Source organism: Amycolatopsis sp. lyj-112, from assembly GCF_046549055.1.
Taxonomy (GTDB): Bacteria; Actinomycetota; Actinomycetes; order Mycobacteriales; family Pseudonocardiaceae; genus Amycolatopsis.
Map to the genome: position 1 here is coordinate 16,970 of NZ_JAJPWS010000017.1, position 18,532 is coordinate 35,501.

General features: G+C 69.2%; 18 protein-coding genes. 8 read left to right on the top strand and 10 right to left on the bottom strand.

The genetic code is table 11. The features are described from left to right. Positions 1-111: 111 nt before the first annotated feature. Positions 112-2,034 carry a translational GTPase TypA gene (gene typA, locus ACLJRL_RS35815; protein ID WP_410660807.1) on the bottom strand — a complete coding sequence of 641 codons (1,923 nt, stop codon included), beginning with the start codon at positions 2,032-2,034 and terminating at the stop codon, positions 112-114. 212 nt (positions 2,035-2,246) lie between these two features. Between typA and ACLJRL_RS35820 the strand changes: the two genes are divergently transcribed. Then, positions 2,247-2,405 carry a hypothetical protein gene (locus ACLJRL_RS35820; protein ID WP_410660808.1) on the top strand — a complete coding sequence of 53 codons (159 nt, stop codon included), beginning with the start codon at positions 2,247-2,249 and terminating at the stop codon, positions 2,403-2,405. Positions 2,406-2,425: 20 nt separating this feature from the next. Here the strand turns inward: ACLJRL_RS35820 and ACLJRL_RS35825 are convergent, their stop codons facing one another. Then, positions 2,426-2,725: a YciI family protein gene (locus ACLJRL_RS35825; protein WP_410660809.1), complete on the bottom strand. Its 300-nt coding sequence runs from the start codon at positions 2,723-2,725 to the stop codon at positions 2,426-2,428. 385 nt (positions 2,726-3,110) lie between these two features. On the opposite strand from ACLJRL_RS35825, the gene trpS reads away from it, so the two are divergent. Further along, positions 3,111-4,076 carry a tryptophan--tRNA ligase gene (trpS, locus tag ACLJRL_RS35830; protein WP_410660810.1) on the top strand — a complete coding sequence of 322 codons (966 nt, stop codon included), beginning with the start codon at positions 3,111-3,113 and terminating at the stop codon, positions 4,074-4,076. Positions 4,077-4,127: 51 nt separating this feature from the next. On the opposite strand, the gene ACLJRL_RS35835 is transcribed toward trpS, so the two are convergent. The 3 genes from ACLJRL_RS35835 to ACLJRL_RS35845 are packed head-to-tail and all read right to left on the bottom strand — an operon-like array spanning position 4,128 to position 6,593. After that, positions 4,128-4,517 carry a (deoxy)nucleoside triphosphate pyrophosphohydrolase gene (locus ACLJRL_RS35835; protein WP_410660811.1) on the bottom strand — a complete coding sequence of 130 codons (390 nt, stop codon included), beginning with the start codon at positions 4,515-4,517 and terminating at the stop codon, positions 4,128-4,130. A 22-nt stretch (positions 4,518-4,539) separates the two neighbouring features. Then, positions 4,540-5,868, bottom strand: a complete 1,329-nt coding sequence (locus ACLJRL_RS35840; protein WP_410660812.1) for a sensor histidine kinase — start codon at positions 5,866-5,868, stop codon at positions 4,540-4,542. Then, positions 5,865-6,593 carry a response regulator transcription factor gene (locus tag ACLJRL_RS35845; RefSeq protein WP_410660813.1) on the bottom strand — a complete coding sequence of 243 codons (729 nt, stop codon included), beginning with the start codon at positions 6,591-6,593 and terminating at the stop codon, positions 5,865-5,867. The genes ACLJRL_RS35840 and ACLJRL_RS35845 overlap by 4 nt, the downstream gene beginning before the upstream one ends. 144 nt (positions 6,594-6,737) lie before the next feature. Here ACLJRL_RS35845 and ACLJRL_RS35850 point away from each other — a divergent pair, with 144 nt between their 5' ends. From ACLJRL_RS35850 to ACLJRL_RS35860, 3 genes are read left to right on the top strand one after another with little or no spacing between them, the layout of a single operon-like run. Further along, entirely contained in the window at positions 6,738-7,829 is a 1,092-nt protein-coding gene (locus tag ACLJRL_RS35850) for a LolA family protein (protein ID WP_410660814.1), read from the top strand. Beyond that, complete coding sequence (locus ACLJRL_RS35855) at positions 7,826-8,833, top strand: ABC transporter ATP-binding protein (protein WP_410660815.1); 1,008 nt, start codon at positions 7,826-7,828, stop codon at positions 8,831-8,833. Before ACLJRL_RS35850 ends, ACLJRL_RS35855 begins: the two co-directional genes overlap by 4 nt. Continuing rightward, positions 8,830-9,708 (top strand): ABC transporter permease, encoded by an 879-nt coding sequence (locus tag ACLJRL_RS35860; RefSeq protein ID WP_410660816.1) that lies wholly within the window; start codon positions 8,830-8,832, stop codon positions 9,706-9,708. Before ACLJRL_RS35855 ends, ACLJRL_RS35860 begins: the two co-directional genes overlap by 4 nt. A 56-nt stretch (positions 9,709-9,764) precedes the next feature. Here the strand turns inward: ACLJRL_RS35860 and ACLJRL_RS35865 are convergent, their stop codons facing one another. Genes ACLJRL_RS35865 through ACLJRL_RS35875 form a run of 3 tightly spaced genes read right to left on the bottom strand, consistent with a single transcriptional unit; the run spans position 9,765 to position 13,473 of the window. After that, positions 9,765-10,787 (bottom strand): ABC transporter ATP-binding protein, encoded by a 1,023-nt coding sequence (locus tag ACLJRL_RS35865; protein WP_410660817.1) that lies wholly within the window; start codon positions 10,785-10,787, stop codon positions 9,765-9,767. Continuing rightward, positions 10,787-12,445: an ABC transporter permease gene (locus ACLJRL_RS35870; RefSeq protein WP_410660818.1), complete on the bottom strand. Its 1,659-nt coding sequence runs from the start codon at positions 12,443-12,445 to the stop codon at positions 10,787-10,789. The genes ACLJRL_RS35865 and ACLJRL_RS35870 overlap by 1 nt, the downstream gene beginning before the upstream one ends. Beyond that, positions 12,421-13,473 carry a thiamine ABC transporter substrate binding subunit gene (locus tag ACLJRL_RS35875; protein WP_410660819.1) on the bottom strand — a complete coding sequence of 351 codons (1,053 nt, stop codon included), beginning with the start codon at positions 13,471-13,473 and terminating at the stop codon, positions 12,421-12,423. Before ACLJRL_RS35875 ends, ACLJRL_RS35870 begins: the two co-directional genes overlap by 25 nt. Positions 13,474-13,547: 74 nt before the next feature. Between ACLJRL_RS35875 and ACLJRL_RS35880 the strand changes: the two genes are divergently transcribed. From ACLJRL_RS35880 to ACLJRL_RS35890, 3 genes are all read left to right on the top strand, one after another. Next, complete coding sequence (locus tag ACLJRL_RS35880; RefSeq protein ID WP_410660820.1) at positions 13,548-13,838, top strand: 4a-hydroxytetrahydrobiopterin dehydratase; 291 nt, start codon at positions 13,548-13,550, stop codon at positions 13,836-13,838. Positions 13,839-14,420: 582 nt separating this feature from the next. After that, positions 14,421-14,795, top strand: coding sequence for a hypothetical protein (locus ACLJRL_RS35885; protein WP_410660821.1), 375 nt, complete (start codon positions 14,421-14,423; stop codon positions 14,793-14,795). Positions 14,796-14,895: 100 nt separating this feature from the next. Further along, a complete protein-coding gene (locus ACLJRL_RS35890; RefSeq protein WP_410660822.1) occupies positions 14,896-16,257 on the top strand; it encodes a M28 family peptidase in 1,362 nt (453 codons plus the stop codon). A gap of 40 nt (positions 16,258-16,297) precedes the next feature. On the opposite strand, the gene ACLJRL_RS35895 is transcribed toward ACLJRL_RS35890, so the two are convergent. Next, a complete protein-coding gene (locus ACLJRL_RS35895) occupies positions 16,298-17,080 on the bottom strand; it encodes a phosphatase PAP2 family protein (RefSeq protein ID WP_410660948.1) in 783 nt (260 codons plus the stop codon). A 117-nt stretch (positions 17,081-17,197) separates the two neighbouring features. Further along, positions 17,198-18,502, bottom strand: a complete 1,305-nt coding sequence (locus ACLJRL_RS35900; RefSeq protein ID WP_410660823.1) for a DUF6357 family protein — start codon at positions 18,500-18,502, stop codon at positions 17,198-17,200. Positions 18,503-18,532: the final 30 nt, after the last annotated feature.

An 18,532-nucleotide genomic window follows, 5' to 3' on the forward strand; every position in this document is an offset into this window, starting at 1 on the left:
GAAGGGGCGCCTCCCCGCTCAACCTGAGGTTGAAGCGGGTCGACGCCCCTTCGGCGGGTCTTCGTCAGCGCGCGGGCAACAACACAGTCAGCGCGCGGCAATCAACACAGTTCAGCCGCGGTTCTTCATCTTGTTGCGCTCCTTGGCGCGCTGGTTGACGTCCAGCGTGACCTTGCGGATCCGGACGACGTCCGGCGCGACCTCGACGCACTCGTCGACGGAGCAGAACTCCAGCGCCTCTTCCAAGCCCATCTTGCGGGGACGGGCCAGCGTCTCCATCACGTCGGCGGAGGACTGACGCATGTTGGTCAGCTTCTTCTCCTTGGTGATGTTGATGTCGAGGTCCTCGGCGCGCGGGTTCTCGCCCACGACCATGCCCTCGTACACCTCGGCGCCCGGCTCGACGAAGAAGGTGCCGCGGTCGGCCAGCTGGATCATCGCGTACGCGGTGATCGGGCCGGAACGGTCCGCGACCAAGGAGCCGGAGTGGCGGGTGCGGATCTCGCCCGCCCAGGGGAAGTACCCCTCGAACACGTGGTTCGCGATACCGGTGCCGCGGGTCTCGGTGAGGAAGTCGGTACGGAAGCCGATCAGGCCACGCGCCGGGAGGACGTAGTCGAGCTTGATGCGGCCGGAGCCGTGTCCGCCCATGTGCTCCATGCGGCCCTTGCGGGAGGCGAGCAGCTGGGTGATGCCGCCGAGGTGTTCCTCCGGGGCGTCGATCGACAGGCGCTCGAACGGCTCGTGCAGCTTGCCGTCGATCATCCGGGTGACCACCTGCGGCTTGCCGACGGTCAGCTCGAAGCCTTCGCGGCGCATCTGCTCGACGAGGATCGCCAGCGCCAGCTCGCCACGGCCCTGGACCTCCCAGGTGTCGGGGCGCTCGGTCGGCAGCACCTTGATGCTGACGTTACCGATCAGCTCCTGGTCCAGCCGGGCCTTGACCAGGCGCGCGGTGACCTTGTCGCCGCCACTGCGGCCGGCCAGCGGCGAGGTGTTGACACCGATGGTCATCGAGATCGCGGGCTCGTCGACGGCGATCCGGGGCAGCGCCTCGGGGTTCTCGACGTCGGCCAGCGTGTCGCCGATGGTGATCTCGGGGATACCGGCGATGGCGACCAGTTCGCCCGCGCTGGCCTCGGTCGCCGGGACGCGGGTGAGCGCCTCGGTGACCAGCAGTTCGGAGATCCGGACGTTCTGGATGCTGCCGTCCTCGCGCATCCAGGCCACGGTCTGGCCCTTGCGCAGGTTGCCGGAGTGGATGCGGATCAGCGCGATCCGGCCGAGGAAGTTCGACGCGTCGAGGTTGGTGACCAGCGCGCGCAGCGGGCCTTCCTTGTCCGCGAAGGGCGGCGGCACGTGACGCAGCAGGGTCTCGAACAGCGGGTCGAGGTTCTCGCTCTCGGGAACGTCACCGTCGGCGGGCTGTTCGAGGCCCGCCTTGCCGGCCCGCGCGGAGGCGAACACGACCGGCAGGTCGAGGATCGCGTCGAGGTCGGCGTTCTCGATGTCGCCCGCCAGGTCGAGCAGCAGGTCGTGGGTCTCTTCGACGACCTCGGAGATCCGGGCGTCGGGACGGTCGGTCTTGTTGACCACGAGGATCACCGGCAGGCCGGCTTCGAGGGTCTTGCGCAGCACGAAGCGGGTCTGCGGGAGCGGGCCCTCACTGGCGTCCACCAGCAGGACGACGCCGTCGACCATGGCCAGGCCGCGTTCGACCTCGCCGCCGAAGTCGGCGTGGCCGGGGGTGTCGATGACGTTGATCGTCACCCGGCCCTGGTCGGTCTCGCGATGGATGGAGGTGTTCTTCGCGAGAATGGTGATGCCCTTTTCCCGCTCGAGCTCCCCGGAGTCCATCACGCGGTCGACCAGTTCGGCACGTTCCTCGAAGGCGCCGGACTGCCGGAGCATGGCGTCGACGAGGGTGGTCTTGCCGTGGTCGACGTGTGCGACGATGGCGACGTTGCGCAGGTCGGGCCGCGTCTTGCCGGGATGGCGGCCGGCATCGACTGCGGTGGCGCTGGCTGCGGGCACGCGAAGGCTCCAAAGGTTTCAAAGTTCGGGTGGGCGCCCGCGCGGTCTCAAGGACATGGTCGAGAAACGTCGGCCGACGGTGGCCATACGCAGACCACACCAGGATACCTGTAGCCGAACTGTGAGCACCCCCACGCCCCAAGATCGGTTAGCCTCACCTAACGTGAGGGGCCGTGGCGGACATCGCCGACGGAGTCCGACAAGGAGCGCGAGTGGGCAAGAAACAACCCGACGACCCACACAAGCTCGTGCGCAAGTGGATGAAGTCCGGCAAGGTCAAGAAGAAATGCTGCCGCTCGAAATCGCGATGCGGCAAATGCCCCGTTCTCGCCCTCAAGAAGGCGAAAGCGAAGGTCGCGAAGGCGGCTTAGCCGCGTCCGTTCAAAGATCGTCAGTGCACCACCGCCTCATTGATCGCGCGCAGTTCCGGAGCGGTCCGGGTCGGCGAGAATTCGATCACCTCGTAGGTGGCCAGATGCTTGACCGAGAACGGGTCGGTCGCGAGGATCGCGTCGAGCTTTCCCCTGGCCATGGGCCTGGTGATGATGACGCCGCCGAGGCGCGGGTTGCGCCTGCCGGAGGCGAGGAAATGACCGTGCTCGTACTGTTTGGTCAGCCAGTCGGCGTGATCCGGGAGCACGTAGTCGATTTCTTCGATGGGTGCGGTGTAGTTCAGCAGCACGACATACATGAGATGACGGTAGACCCGGATCTCCCCCATGACACCCGTACTCGATCAGACGATATGAAGTGTTGACTGCACATGCCCGGATTGAGTGACCCCGCCCCTTTCTCCAGCCCGCAAGTAGTCCTCTGGTTGCGGTCATTCGACGTCGAACCACCGCAACCAGAGGACTACTTGCGTGGCAGGAGACAGCGAGCGGGACGGGGCGGTAGGGTCAGAAGCATGCGCACGCAGAACGCACGCACTCAGAACGCACAGTGGTGGCCGCCCTCCGGCGGCCCCGCAGTCGTGCGCTGAACCAGACGAGCGCACTCGTACCAGGCCGCCCCACCGGGCGGCCTTTTTCGTGCCCGGACCCTGGGGTGGCCCGAATCCGAAGGGAAGAAGGCAGATGATCAGGTTGTCCGGGATCACCCCGTCCGGTCATGTCCACGTCGGGAACCACCTGGGGGCCATCCGGCGCTGGGCGGACGAGGGCGGGCCGGACGACCTGTACTTCGTCTCCGACCTGCACGCCATGACGACGTCGCACAATCCGGCGAAGCTGCGTTCGATCGCCTCCGAGCAGCTGGCGGTGCTGATCGCCGCCGGGATCGAGCCGGACCGGGTGTTCGTGCAGTCCGACATAGCCCGTGAGCTGGGGGCCCTCAACTGGGTCCTGGAGTGCACCTGCAACTACGGCGAGGCCGCCAGGATGATCCAGTTCAAGGAGAAGTCGAAGGGTCAGGCCGGTGTCCGGCTGTCCCTGCTGACCTATCCGGTGCTGATGGCGGCGGACATCCTGTTGCAGGGCGCGGGCGAGGTCCCGGTCGGCGAGGACCAGCGGCAGCACGTCGAACTGGCCAGAACGCTGGCGAAGCGGTTCAACACCACCTACGGCGAGGTGTTCACCATGCCGAAGGCGGTCCTGCCGCCGTCCGGGGCGCGGATCATGGATCTCGCCGCGCCCACGCGGAAGATGTCGAAGTCGACGCGGGACGAGGCGGGAGTCGTATTCGTCCTCGACGAGCCCGACCAGGTCCGGCGGAAGGTGAAACGCGCGATGACCGACGGCGGGACCAAGCCGGTCTACGCGCCGGAAACCCGGCCGGGAATGGCGAACCTGCTGGAGATCCTCGCGGCCTGCACCCGGGAGAAGCCGGACGTCCTCGCCGACCGGTTCGCCTCCTACGGCCAGGTGAAAGAGGCCGTCGCCGAAGCGCTCATCGAGGAACTGCGGCCGCTCCGGGAGCGCACTCTCGCGCTGCTGGCCGACCCTGGTGAGCTGGAGCGGGTCCGGAAGGCGGGCGCCGTCCGGGCGGCGGAACGCGGCGAGCACCGGCTGCAGTCCGCGCTGCGGCTCATCGGCGCCGGCTGAAGAAGTCCGTGAAGGACTCCTTGAGGGACTCTGAGTCCCTCAAGGAGTCCTTCACGGACTTGCGAGCAGAGCGTGCAGGGCCGGCAGGAGGACACGGTCCGCCGGGAGCCAGTCGAGATCGTCGAGCTCGCCCGAGGAGATCCATCGGACGTCCTTGTGCTCGACCGCCCGCGGTTCGTCCCCGGGGGCAACGAGGGACGCCGCGTAGATCCGCAGCACCTTCCCGCCGGGCAACGGAACGTCCTCGCCGACGCGGCCACCGACCGACACCGCGACGTCGAGTTCCTCCAGGCACTCACGCGCCAGAGCGGCCTCGTCACCTTCGCCGTCCTCGACGCGTCCACCCGGCAGTTCCCACTGCCCGGCATGGTCGGCGGGCCAAGCCCGCTGCTGCGCCAGCAGCTGTCCGTTCCGCACGAGGGCGGCACCCACGATCACCACGCGGCTCACCCTACTGAGACCTCTACCGCGGCCGGGCCGCCTGCCAGACGATCTGGAACCGCGCACCGCCATCGGGTGATTCGCCGACGCGCACCCGGCCGCCACGACGGCGGACGGCCTCGGCGACCATCGCCAGCCCCAGCCCGGTGCCGCCGGAAGAGCGCGCCCGCGAATCGGAAACGCGGTAGAACCGGTCGAAGACCCGATCCCGGTGTTCCGGCGCGATACCCGGCCCGTCGTCGTCGACGACCACCCGCACGGTGGACCGCGACGCGAGCACCGACACCACGATCTGTCCGCGCGCGTACCGGCAGGCGTTGCGCAGCAGATTGCTCAGCACCAGTTCGACCTCGGCGTGCGTGGCCAGCGCCCACGCCGTCCCGACCGTGCCGCTCACCCGGATCTCGGGCGCGTCGGCGGGCATCCGCCCCACCGCCGCGCGCACCTCGCTCACCAGCTCGACCGGTTCCGCGGGCGGGGCCTCCCCCGCGTCCGACCTCGCCAGCGACAGCAGCCCGTCGAGCAGCGCGGAGAGCCGCTCCGACTCTTCGAGGACGTCCGCCAGGGTCTCCTGGGAGAGCTCCGGATCCGGATTGGCGACGGCGACCTCGGCCTGCACGCGGATCGACGCGACCGGCGAGCGCAGTTCGTGCGCGGCGTCCCCGGTGAACCGCCGCAGCCGCTCGGTGGCCTCCTCCTGACGCGCCAGAAGCGCGTTGAACTCCTCCGCCAGCGCGCGGAGTTCGTCGTGCGAATCCGGCAACGGCAGCCGGGCACCCGGCGGGAGCGCCCGCACGGATCCGCGCATCCTGGCCACCGGCCGCAGCGCGAAGCGCACCAGCAGCCAGGTCGCGATCCCGGCGCCCACCGCGCCGACCGACGCGACCATGAACAGCCAGATCCCGCCGGAATGCTCGGCGCCGCTGAAACCGACGAGGGCCGCGCCCGCCGCGACCAGCCGTTGCTGCCCGTCGGGCGCGCTGACCACGGTCCCGGCCCAGCGCCAGCGATGCTCACCGCCGGCGGTGACCGATTCCCCCGCCTTCAGCGCGCGGAGTTCGGCGGCGTCGAGATCCGCCGGCGGCAGGCCGTCCAACGGCCCACCCCCGGTGTCGAGCACGCGCACGGTGACCGACGCCTCGGGCGGTGGCCGCCCGGCGGTGACCTCCGCGGTGGCGGTCTGCAGCTGGACGCCGAGTTCGTCGTCGACCGATTGGATGAGCAGGGGTTCCAGCCCGTCCCCGGCCAGCGCGGCCAGCCCGATCAGGAAGCCGAGCGTGACCGTCCCCGCCAGCAGGGTGATCCGGACTTGGAGCGAACGGCGGCGCCACCAAGACGGCGAGCCGATCACCCCTGTCCCGCCGGTGCGATCACTTCGTCGAGCTGCGCGTCCGAAGCCAGATACCCGTGCCCGCGCACTGTCCGGACCAGCGCGCCCGCGCCGACCGCGTCGAGCTTGCGGCGCACGTACCCGATGTAGACCTCGACGACGTTGCGGGTCGCGGCCTGTTCGTCACCCCAGACCGCGCGCAGCAGTTCGTCCTTGGTGACCACCGTCCCCGCGCGGCCCGCCAGCACCTCCAGCAGCGCGAACTCGCGCGGGCTGAACGCCACCTCGATGCCATCCCAGCGGACCTGCCGCAGGCTCCGGTCGACTTCGAGCGCGCCGATCCGCAGCGGCCCTCGGATCGCGTCCGGCGACGCCCGCCGCAGTACCGCGCGTACCTGCGCGACCAGCACGACGAACGAGAACGGCTTCACGAGGTAGCCGTCGGCGCCGAGATCGAGCCCGTCGGCCTGATCGACCTCGCCGTCCTTCGCCGAGATCATCAGCACCGGCGTGGTGACGCCGATCGCGCGGAGCCGTTCGAGGACGCGGTAACCGGAAAGACCCGGAAGCATGATGTCGAGCAGGACGACGTCGAAGGAGCCCGTCTGCGCGAGCCGCAGTCCGCTGGGCCCGTCGGCCGCCGTGACCACGTCCATGTCCTCGGCGCGCAGGCCTCGCAGAAGCGCCTTACGTACGCCGGGCTCGTCGTCGACCACCAGTACTCGAGGTTTCACGTCCTTCATCATTCACGGTTTCACCAGCTCACGCGCGAGCTCTCAGCGCCATCTCAGGCTGAAGGGCGGAGTCTGAGTGGTATCTCAGCGTTTCCGGGGAAGCGTTGTCGCTGGGTCCCGAGCACACTGGTGCCGGGGGAAACAGGGAGAGACAGCATGGAACCGAAGAGGAAGGCCCTCACCGCGGCGGTGGTGGGAACGGCACTGGGCGTCGGCGGGCTCGCCGTCGTCGCGATGCCGGCCACCGCGGGTGATGCTCCGGTCTTGCCGCAGATCAGCGCCGAAGAGCTGGTGCAGTCGACGCTCAACGCGAAGCCGACGGCGTTCGAAGGCAAGGTCAAGGTCAACAACGACCTCGGCCTGCCGCAGGTCGGCAGCACGCTGCCCGGTGTTTCGGCGCTCAGCATCGACTCGGCGCAGGTTTCGACCGACGGTGCGGGCAAGAGCAAGGTGTCGCTCACCGAGGGCTCCAGCCAGCAGACCATCGTCAAGAACGGCGAGACCGTCTGGGAGTACAACTCCAAGGACAACACCGCCACCAAGATCACCATCCCGGCCGAACTGGCCAAGGAACACCAGAACAAGGTCGAGGGCCAGGCCGTCGATCCGGCGACGGTGGCTTCGGAACTGCTCGGCAAGGTGCGCGAGAGCAGCACGATCGCCGTCGACGGGACGTCCTCGGTGGCGAACCGCTCGGCGTACGAACTGGTGCTGACGCCGAAGCCGACCGAGCGGACGCTCCTGCGGGAGATCCGGGTCGCGATCGACGAGCAGACGCGGATGCCGCTGCGCGTGACGGTGCTGGCCAACGGCACGGCCTCGCCGGCGTTCGAGGCTTCGTTCAGCGAGATCAACTTCGCCGGACAGCCCGCGTCGAACTTCGAGTTCACCCCGCCGAAGGGCGCGAAGGTGACCGAGAAGACAGCCGAGGTCGACAAGGAAAGCCGTGACCTCGCCGAGCAGGCGAAGAGCGACGTCAAGGTCGTCGGAGACGGCTGGGACACCGCCATCACCGGCAAGATCCCGGCCGACGCGCTGGCGAAGGCCGGAAGCGCCAAGGACAACGAAGGCCGCCAGGTCGACCCGAAGGCCTTGCTTTCGCGGGTCGCGAAGCCGGTCAGCGGTGCTTGGGGCAGCGGCTGGCTGCTGACCACCAAGGTCGGTAGCGGCGTGCTGACCGAAGACGGCCGTTTCGCCGTCGGCGCGGTGCCGGAGCAGGTCCTCTTCGAGGCATTGGCCGCGAAGTGACCACCACGTTCGAAGCCGGGGCGGACGTCTCTCAGGAGGCGTCCGCTCCGGCGGTACCCATGGCGGCCCGCACCAGGGGCCTGCGCAAGGTCTACGGCCGCACGGTGGCCGTGGACCACGTCGACCTCGACGTCCCCGAAGGCGCCGTGCTGGGGATGCTCGGCCCCAACGGATCGGGCAAGACGACGACCATCCGGATGCTGCTCGGACTCGTACGTCCCACCGAGGGCGAGGTCGAACTGTTCGGCAAGCGGATGCCGGACGAGGCGGCGCACGCGCTGCCCGACGTCGGCGCGCTGGTCGAAGGGCCGGGCTTCCACCCTTTTCTTTCGGGGCGGGAGAACCTGTTCCGGGTGGCCGCGGCCGAACCGAGGCTGGCCTCGGCGGGGATCCCCGGCGCGGTCGACTCCGCGCTGGAACGCGTCGGCCTGTCCGACGCGGCGAACCGGCGCTACAAGGGGTATTCGCTGGGGATGAAGCAGCGGATGGGGCTGGCGAGCGCACTGCTCGTGCCGCGGCGGATGGTCGTCCTCGACGAACCGACCAACGGTCTCGACCCGGCTGGTACCAGGGAGATCCGCCGGATCATCGCCGACCTGCACGCGGACGGCGTCACCGTGCTGGTGTCCTCACATCTGCTCGCCGAGGTCGAGGCGACCTGCACGCACGTCGCGGTACTCCAGTCGGGGAACGTGATCGCCCAGGGCGAGCTCGCCGAACTGCTGGAGTCGGGGAACGCGGCGCTGCTCGTCCGGACACCGGACGCCGAACTCGCGGTGGAAACGTTGCGGGAGAACAGGATCGGCAGCAGGCTCACGCCGGACGGCGTCCGGGTGGACCTCACCGCCGCCGAGGCTCCCGACGTGCTGCGTCACCTGGTGACGGCCGGGGTGGCCGTGCACGAGGCGGCCAGGGCACGGACGGGGCTGGACGATCTCTTCGCCCGGCTGACCCAGCCCGACAACGGCGGGGAATCCACTGTAGACGGTGAGGGGGAGTCGTGACCCACGCTCTGGCCGCGGCACCCGCGGCACGGACGGGCAGGGACAGCGTCGGGATGCTCCGGCTGTTCCGCGCCGAACTGCGCTGGATCTTCCGGCGGCCCCGCACGGTGGCCGTCCTCGGTCTGCTGGCGCTGATCCCGATCATCATCGGCGTCGCGCTGACGCTCGTCGACCCTTCGGAAGCGAACGGCGGTGGCGGCGGAGGGGACGGCGCGCTGCTCGCCTCCGCGATGAACAACGGGTTCATCCTGCCGGTCGCGGCGCTGACCATGACGCTGGCGCTGCTCCTGCCGCTCGCTTCGGCGATGGCCGGGGCGGACGCGATCGCCGGCGAGGCGGCGCACGGCACGTTGCGGGGCTGGCTGATCGCCCCGGTCAGCCGGGGCAGGTTGCTCGCGGTCAAGGCCTTCGGGGTGGCGACGGTTTCGGTGGTCGCGGTGCTGGCCATGACGTTCACCGGTTTCGCCACCGGGCTGATCATCAGCGGCGGCGACTCGATGTTCACCCTCACCGGCTCGACGCTGAGCGTCTGGGACGCGCTGGGCCGGCTCCTGCTCGTGGCCCTGTGGGTGACGCTGCAGTTGTGGGCGGTCGGCGCGGTCGCGCTCGCGATCTCGTCGTTCACCGAACACCCGATGCTGGTGGTCGCCTCGGTGCTGGCCGGGACGATCGTGTTCACCATCCTCGGCTTCCTGGACGCGGTCTCGTGGCTGCATCCGTTCCTGCTCAACCAGGACTGGGCTCAGGCGCCGGCATCGGTGCTGATGGATCCGCTGGACACCGCGCTGCTCGGCGAAGGCGCGCTACGAGCGCTTTGCTACATCGTCATCGCACTCTCGATCGCCTACGCGCGACTCACCACGCGCGACGGGTGACCCAAGGCCCGCGATTCGTCCTCTAGTCGCGGTAGTTGCGTGTGCATATACCGCGACTAGAGGACGACTTGCGGGAGTTGGGCGACGCCGTCCGGGTCCAGCGCGAGCCGCACGGTGTCGCCAGGGCGCAGATCGGCGGTCGTCGGCGCGACGGCGTCCACAGTGGACTGATCGCCGAGCGCGACCACGAGCCGGACGTGCTCCCGCCGGTGCACCACCGCCGTCACCTCACCCTCGACGCCGTCCGGGGAAACCCGCAAACCGTGCGGCCGCAGGCCGAGCCGCACCGCGCCGTCCTTGATGTCGGGCAGAGTGACGTCGCCGAGCGCGGTCCGCACCACCCCGCCGGACGCTTCGCCGTCGACGAACGTCGTGACGCCGAGGAACCGCGCCACCTCCTCGTCCACCGGCTGACGCCAGACGCGGCGGACCGCTCCCTCCTGCCGGATCTCGCCGTCGTCGAGCACGGCGACGCGGTCGGCGAGGGTGAACGCCTCCTCCTGATCGTGCGTGACCAGCAGCGCGGTGATCTTGCTGCGCCGCAACAACGCCGCGAGATCGATCGCCAGCTGTTCCCGCAGGCCGGCGTCCAAACCGGACAGTGGCTCGTCCAGCAGCAGCAACCGCGGTTCCGGCGCCAGCGCGCGGGCCAGCGCCACCCGCTGCGCCTGCCCGCCGGAGAGCTCGGTGACCCGCCTCCGCTCGTACCCGGTGAGCCCGACCAGGTCCAGCAGCGCACGCACCCGCTCCGCGTGCTCGTTCTTCGGAACGCCATGCATCCGCAGGCCGAACGCGATGTTCGACGCGACGTCCTTGTGCGGGAACAGCTGGCCGTCCTGGAAGACCAGCCCGAATTCACGCCGGTGCACCGGGACACCGGAGAGGTCCTCGCCGTCCCAGCGCACGGTTCCGGACGTCAGCGGCTCCAGCCCGGTGATGGCCCGCAGCAGGGTCGACTTCCCCGAGCCGGACGGGCCGAGCAGGGCGAGGACCTCGCCGTCGGCGATGTCGATCCCGGCGTTCCGGACGGCCGCGAATGATCCATAGTGGACGGTCAGATCCCGTACCGACAGCGACACTAGAACTCCCCTACCGAATTCTGCCCGCGGACCGCGCCGAACCGGTCGATCAGCACCACCGCCACCACGGTCACGATCATGAGCAGCGCACAGGCCGAATAGGCCATCTGGTTGTTCAGTTCACCCGGTCGCGAGATCAGTGTCGCGACGGCGACCGGCAACGTCGGCGCGTCCGGCCTGGCCAGGAAGCTCGTCGCGCCGAACTCGCCGAGCGCGACCACGTAACCGAAACCGGCCGCCGCGACCAGCGAACGCGCCGTCAGCGGGAGGTCGATCTCGCGCCACACCCGGCCGGGACTCGCACCGAGCGTCGAGGCCGCCTGCCTCAGCCGGACGTCGACCGAACGCAGCACCGGCAGCACCATCCGCACGATCAGCGGGATGATCACCAGCGCCTGCGCGAGCGGCACCAGCAGCGGCGACGTCCGCAGGTCACCCGGGAGCGCGTCGAGCGTGACGAGATAGCCGAAGCCGACGGTCACCGCGGAAACGCCCAGCGGCAGCATCAACGCCGCGTCCATCGTCTCGCCCATGCCCCGCGCCAGCCTGCCCGGCGTGCGGCGCAGCGCCACCAGCACGACCGAGGCCAGCACGCCGACGATCATCGCGAGCATCGTGGCGTCGAACGCCGTCCGCAACGACATCGACGCCGCGTCCCAGCCCGAAACCTGCAACGCGCCACGGGTTCCCTGGCTGCCGAGAGCCTCGTACCCGGCGAGACTCCAACCGTCCGAATCGGACCCAGTGGACACCGATTCGACGAGCAGCGCCACGATCGGCGTCATCAGGAGCGCGATCACCGCGAGCCCGGCGGACGCGGCCCACCATTCGCCGCCCTGAGGACGTCGCGCGGTCTCGCTCCGCGCGCGCAGCCGGACCGCGTTCTCCCGGCGGCGCCTGGCCAGCGCGCCGGCCACGAGCGCGGCGACGACGGCGGCGAACTGCACCAGCGACAGCGCGGCCGCGCCGGACAGGTCGAGCAGTTCGACCGTGCGCAGGTAGATCTCCGTTTCCAGCGTCCGGTACTTCGCCCCGCCGAGAATGAGGACGACACCGAAACTGGTGGCGCAGAACAGGAACACCACCGCCGCCGAGGACGCGATGGCCGGCCCGAGCGCGGGCAGTGTCACCGTGCGGAAAGCACGCCACGGGGACGCGCCGAGTGCTCGCGCCGCGTCCACCGTGCGCGGGTCGAGATGGCTCCACAGCCCGGAAACCGTACGCGCGACGACGGCGACGTTGAAGAAGGCGTTGGCCAGCACCAAGGGCAGCAGCCCGCCGTCCGGCCAGAGCGCGCGGAACGCCAGGCCGACGACGACCGTCGGCAGCACGAACGGCACCAGCACGAGCGTCCGGACCAGCGAGACGCCCGGGAGCCGCACCCGCGCGAGGAGAAACGCGACCGGCAGGCCCGCGAGCACCGCGACGACCGTCGAGACTCCCGCGCTGGCCACGGTGAACCACGCCAGCCGCCAGGTCAGCGGATCGCCGATCGCGGTGCCGACGCCGCCGGAACCGAACCCTCGGCCGATGATCGCCGCGACCGGCCAGGCGAAGAACATCACGAGGAAACCGAGCGGCAGCACGGCGAGTGCGGCCAGCCCGGCTCCGCGCGCTGTCAGCCCGCCGGAAGTCAGCCTTCGAACAGCGTGCGCCACTGGGCGATCCACTGCTCACGCCCGGCCTGGATCTTGGCCGCGTCGAGCGTCTTCGGCTCCTGCGGCTGCGGCGCGGCCTGCGCCCAGCCCGGCGGAAGCTCGACACCCTGGCGCGCCGGGTAGACGTACATGTTGCTCGCGACCGTCACCTGGAACTGCTGGGACAGCAGGAAGTCCACGACCTTGCGGGACTTCTCGACCTGCTTGCCGCCCGCCAGCACGCCCGCGTACTCCACCTGGCGGTAGCAGGTGTCGAGCAGCGCCTTCGTGCGCGGCTTGCCATCGTCGCCGAGTTCGGCGGCGGGCGAGGACGCGTACGAGACGACGATCGGCTTCGTGCCCTTGCCGGAAGAACCAGAGAAGTCCTTGGTGTAGGCCTCTTCCCAGCCGCTGACAGTCTTCAGCCCGTTGGCCTTCAGCTGCGTCCAGTACGCCTGCCAGCCCTGTTCGCCGAACTGCGCGACCGTGCCGATCAGGAACGCGAGCCCCGGCGAGGACGTCGCCGGGTTCTCCGCGACCATCAGGTCCTTGTACTTGGCGTCGGTGAGATCCGCGAACGACTTCGGCTCCGGGATCCCCTTGTCCGTGAAGTACCCGGTGTCGATGTTGACGCAGACGTCGCCGAGGTCGACGGCGGAGAGCCGGTGCTCGGGGTCGACGGAGTAACGCTGCGGGCCGCGATCGGCCTCAGGGCTGGTGTAGGGCTCGAAAACGCCCTCGGTGAGCGCACGGGAGGCGAACGTGGAGTCGACGCCATAAGCGACATCGCCGATCGGATTCGCCTTGGTCAGCACCAGTTTGTTGGTCAGCGCGCCCGCGTCACCCTGTTTGAGCACGGAGATCTTGATCCCGGACTGCCGTTCGAACGCGTCGAGGACCTCTTGCGGGGCGAGCCACGAGTCGTGCGTCACCAGTGTGACGGTCGCCGGTGCCTGCGGGTCGCTCCCCGTGGTCCCGGAGAGCGAGCAGCCCGCGGCGAGGACCGCCACCGTGCCGGCCGCAACCACCGTGCGGAGGGCGCGTTTCATCTAGCCTCCTGCTGTTTTCATGGGGGACCCGTGGCAAACGTGCAGCGTAGCCGACGGCGTACCACCATGGAGTCATGGCGGAAATCTTGAACGACAAGCAGGCCGACGAGGCCGTGACGAAGCTCTCCGGCTGGACTCGCGACGGCGTCACCATCGAGCGGACGGCGAAGCTGGCGAGCTTCCCGAAGGCCATCGAAGCGGTGGACGAAGTGGCCGAACTGGCGGAGGCGGCCGACCACCATCCGGATATCGACATCCGCTGGCGGACCGTGACATTCCGGCTCAGTACGCACTCCGCCGGAGGGCTGACAGAGAAGGACTTCGCGCTTGCCGCGCAGATCGACGGGGTACTAGCCGCGGTGTGACGTCCGCGACGACCGCGCCACGGAGTCCCCTCTCGGACGTCACCTCTTATAGGGACATACGTGAAGGGATGGATGATGACGCAGGCGATCGTGGTCGGCTTCTCCGCTTTCGGGGCGATGGTGGCTGCTGCCGCCGGGGTGCTCTGGTACACCGCACGCGGGCGGCGTCACCAACACGATCAGTGATCTTGACCACATCGGCGCGGCGAACGTAACGAGAACCTTGATCGACGCGCTGTTCCCGGCGGACCTGTCGCTTCTCTCCTCAGGGGAACCGCCGTGAACAGCACCTCGATCACCGCCGCCCAGCGCGCCTGGGTGGCCGCCTTCGCCACCGCCGTCACACTGCTGACGATCGTCGCGCTGGGCCTGCTCGGCTAGCCCGCGTAAGCGTCACGCGCGGCGATCAGCTCCGGGTCGAACGTGCCGGGATCCAACGGCTTCACCCGTCCGAAGTTATCCGAGCGGCTTCGTCCACTACGCAGGTTTACGTAGGTGCGATTGCCGCTTCCGGGCCGACGCCCTTCGCGGCGATGAGCGGAATCCTTCAGTGGTCGTGAAAACCCAGTGAGGAGATCCACCATGAACCGCTCCACCGCCGCAGTCGCCAACGCCTTCTTCCTCTTCGTCGGCGTCGCCGGCTTGATCATTCAGATCGTCTCGGGCGTACCCGGCTTCCCGGACATCCCGCCCGGACCGTTCATCCTCGGCGTGACCGGGACCCTCGTGCTGACGCTGGCCGCCAAGTACCGATGGATCCTCTTCATCGGAATCGCCTCACCGGCGTTCATCCTGGTCGGCGGGCTGCTCGAAGGCTCGTTCTGGGGACGGCTCGCCGACCCCGGCGACTTCGGGCCGTTCGTCGGGACCGCGCTGCTGATCGGCGGGGTGCTCGCGGCCATCGCCTGCGGCACCGTCGCCGTCTCCCAGGCCTACCGCCGGGTGGCCGTGCACTGAGGGACGTTCCGGAAAAAGGGGACGATCGGAGGTTGCTCCGGAGGCCGCGCGACTCTTAGCTACTCGAACGAAGGTTCTCCGAGACTTAAGGGGTTGTTCCATGGCGGGTGTGCGCAGACGTGAGGTGCTCGCGGGCGCGGTGGCGTTGGCGGGCGCGGCGACGATCGGGCTGAACCCGGGCACCGCCGCCGCGGCCACCCAGCAGCGTCCGGGCGCGCAGTTCAAGCCGTCGCTGGACTTCGGCGACTACCCGGTGATCGCCCGGGTCCGGTCGCGGCGGGCGCTGGAGCACCTGCGTGTGCTCAGCGACAAGATCGGCCCCCGGGTCGCCGGCACGGAAGGCGAACTGCGCGCCAAGGACTACATCGCGAAGGTGCTGCGCGAACTGCGCTACCAGGTCACGCTGCAGCCGTTCCCGATCGCCGACAAGTTCCTCGGCGGGCTGACCGTCGGGCGCGACAGCTGGCAGACGGGCTCCTCGCCACAGGGCACGCAGGACGTCAAGCGCGAGGCGGTCGTCGTCGACGCCGGCGACGGCACCACCCTGCCGGATGACCTGACCGGCAAGATCGTGCTGATCGCCGCCGTGGCGAACAAGGCGGACGCCTACCTGACGGCCGCGCAGCGCGGTGCCGTCGCCGTCCTGCTCGGCCGGGTCGGCGCAGACCCGGCCCGCAAGCTGTCGGCGTTCTCCCCGACCCTCCCCACCCCGGTCACCATTCCGGTGCTGGGGCTGGCACAGGTGCAGGTGGAGCGGCTGCGCGAGCGGCTCGCCAAGGGCTCGGTCAAGGTGAAGGCGTCGACCGTCCACCACAAGAACCTGACGTCCTACAACGTCCTCGCCGAACGCCCGGCCACCTTCCCGGGCAAGGACGACGGCGTCGTCATGGTGACCGCGCACTACGACAGCGTCCCCGGCTCCCCCGGCGCCAACGACGACGGCAGCGGCACCGTGCTCTGCCTCGAACTCGCGCGCGTCCTGCGGTACCTGCCGACGAACAAGACACTGCGGTTCGCGCTGTGGGGTTCGGAGGAGTACGGGCTGGTCGGCTCGCGGCACTACGTCTCGAACCTGACCGACCCGGAGGCGAAACGCATCGCGGGCTGCTTCCAGAACGACATGGTCGCCACCAGCTACGACCCGGCGAACATCTACTGGCTGCTCTCGGTCGACGGCGCGGACAACGCCACGACCTCGGCCGTCAACGCGGCCGCCCGGCGGCTCGGCTACGACCCCCGCGTCAAGGGACCGGTCGCGCGCGGTTCCAGCGACCACGTGCCGTTCTTCGAGCGCGGTGTCGCGTCGGGCAACTTCAGCTGGCGTGGCGAGGGCGGCCCGGCACTGCTGGAGCCGACCTATCACACGCCGGAAGACACCATCAAGGACAACGTTTCGCTGGAGCGGCTGCAGGTTTCGCTGGAGCTGATCGGGTCGGCGGCGTACAGCCTGCTGCGGAAGTAGTGCGCGTCGTGAGTGATTCGGGTCGTTCTAACGACCCGAATCACTCACGACATCTTTGGGCCACGTACCCCAGGAACGCGGTCGCCGTCACCGCCGTGACCACCGAGAACGGAACCGTCCAGGTGTACGGATCCCGCCACGCGCTCACGACGGTGATCCCCACGCCCACCAAGGCGACCGGCGCGATCCGCCGCCAGTACAGGTCCGGCTTCTCGAACGTCTTCGAGAGCACCGCGCCGGCCAGCAGGAAGACCGCCGCCACCAGCAGCGCGCCGCCGAGGACGTCGCTGGGCCGGTGCCACATCATCGTCAGGACGGCGCCGCCGACCGCCGAGGTCCAGGTGAGCAGCAGTGGAGCACACCATCGGAGCCACGTCCGCGGCACGACGATCAGCAACGCCATCGACACCGCGGCCGCGACGGCGAAATGCCCGCTCGGGTAACTCCGCTCGGTCAGCCCGTCGATGGCGTCGATCAGATCGGGGCGCGGTGCGGCGTCCTTGAAGATCCGGGTCGAGTAGACGGCGACCGGGGTCGCGACGACCACGGTCGCCAGGTCCCGCCACCGACGACGCCACGCGGCGATCAGCACCGCCACGCCGATACCGACGGCCATGGTCTCGTATTCGAGGCTCAAGGCCGGGATGAACCCGGTCCGGTAGACCTCGTAGATCAGGGTCTGGTCCGTGGTGCCGTCGAGGAGGGCGTTCTCGGCCCGCTGCCCGAACGGCGTCCAGTTGGACAGCCCGTACAGAGCCAGGAATCCCAAGGCCGAGAACAGTGCCCACGACAAGCGGCCCGGCGTTTTCCGCCGGGTTTCCACGCTGACCAAAACGACTCCGGTTCTAGACGTTGAAGCGGAGCTCTCGAGGCTCACGCTGGAACGACCCCAACCTAGCCGAGGAGCGTCCGGGACTTGATCATCGGTGGCCGGACTTCGTCATGCCCAGTACTCGAGTTCGGCGTCGATACGGGGGTCCGTGCGGACCCACACCTCGCCGGTGGCGGCTCTCGGCGGGGCGTCGACGCGCTCGAGTCCGAGTGCCTGGACCAATCCCAGAAGCTCGTCTCGAGCTTCGCCCACGTTCTCGAGCGTGTCGCTGTCGAAGAGGACGTAGTGCACATCCCAGCGATCGTTGTACCCGGTGTCGGACCAGATCCGGCAGAAGCGGTCCACTGCCTTCCGGTCGAGTGGCTCGATCGGCTCTTGCTCACTCGCGGCGAAACCTCTCACGATGTCTTCGGCGCTCCACCACCCCGTTGCCTCCGCGACCGCGGCGGGGGTGAAGTCGTCCATCGCGAGGAAGCCCTCAAGCAGCCAGCCGACCCCAGTGTCCTCGGCGCCCAGTTGCGCCTCCTGCAAGCGGGACACCAGGCCGTCCGCCATGGCACAGGGACCCGACAAGGTGAAGATGCCGGAGGCGGCCACCAGGGTGCCGCCGTCAGGATGCGAGACAGTGAGCGTCGTGTCCGTTTCCGGCACGTCCCTCACCAGAGCGAGAAGATCTGCCGGTACGCCGTCGTACAGCGCTGCCTGCGCCTGCGGGTCCTCGAAGAAGTTGAGCGCGCCGGTGTGGTCGAACGTCACCACCAGGCCACGACCGTCGGCGGCGAACCAGGCGTTGACGGCGTCGCCGCCGCCGTTGCCGAAGCCGAAATGCGTGACCCCGTCGACCGTCATCGGCTCGCGTCCGTCGACGTGGGTCAGGACCTCCAGCCGACGGCGAAGCTCACGCGGGTGCGTCCGTCGCAACACGGACCCGTCGAACTCGGACCGGAGTGCTTCTCCGCGCAGGTCACGAACTTCTCCCTGCGCTTCCTGGCCTCGCTGAGCATTACGCGCAGACCGTTGGTGGAGATGAGTCGATCGTGCGCGCAGAAGGCTGTCGACGTCCGGCGACCAAGGGCCGTGGTGGTCGAGCGCGGCGAAACCGCCGCGGACGAAATGGGCTGCCTGGGTCCGGTAGTCGCCGCGATCGGTGACGGCGCGGTACTCGCTCCGCGAGTTCTGCCACCCCTTGATCCGGGAAATGACACCGGCGTCGAACATGAACAACAGCGCCTCTTCGTTCTCCTCATCCTCGATACCGAACGACGTGTTGTCGGCATCGCGGCGTTGGGCAACGAACTCCAGGAACGCGTCGACGGCGGATTGAGAGCCACCCGGGAACCACTTCTGCTCGTGGTCCTTGTCGTCGCTGAAGGTCAGTGGTCTCATCGCCATCCTTGCCGTGTCGGGCTGCACACCAGCGGTACCGGCTCTCCGCGAAATCCG

Coding starts and splice junctions, on each gene's coding strand:
- trpS (WP_410660810.1), top strand. CDS start 3,111: ATGATCAGGTTGTCCGGGATCACCCCGTCCGGTCATGTCCACGTCGGG.
- ACLJRL_RS35825 (WP_410660809.1), bottom strand. CDS start 2,725: ATGTATGTCGTGCTGCTGAACTACACCGCACCCATCGAAGAAATCGAC.
- ACLJRL_RS35890 (WP_410660822.1), top strand. CDS start 14,896: ATGGCGGGTGTGCGCAGACGTGAGGTGCTCGCGGGCGCGGTGGCGTTG.
- ACLJRL_RS35845 (WP_410660813.1), bottom strand. CDS start 6,593: ATGATGAAGGACGTGAAACCTCGAGTACTGGTGGTCGACGACGAGCCC.
- ACLJRL_RS35875 (WP_410660819.1), bottom strand. CDS start 13,473: ATGAAACGCGCCCTCCGCACGGTGGTTGCGGCCGGCACGGTGGCGGTC.
- ACLJRL_RS35850 (WP_410660814.1), top strand. CDS start 6,738: ATGGAACCGAAGAGGAAGGCCCTCACCGCGGCGGTGGTGGGAACGGCA.
- ACLJRL_RS35885 (WP_410660821.1), top strand. CDS start 14,421: ATGAACCGCTCCACCGCCGCAGTCGCCAACGCCTTCTTCCTCTTCGTC.
- ACLJRL_RS35880 (WP_410660820.1), top strand. CDS start 13,548: ATGGCGGAAATCTTGAACGACAAGCAGGCCGACGAGGCCGTGACGAAG.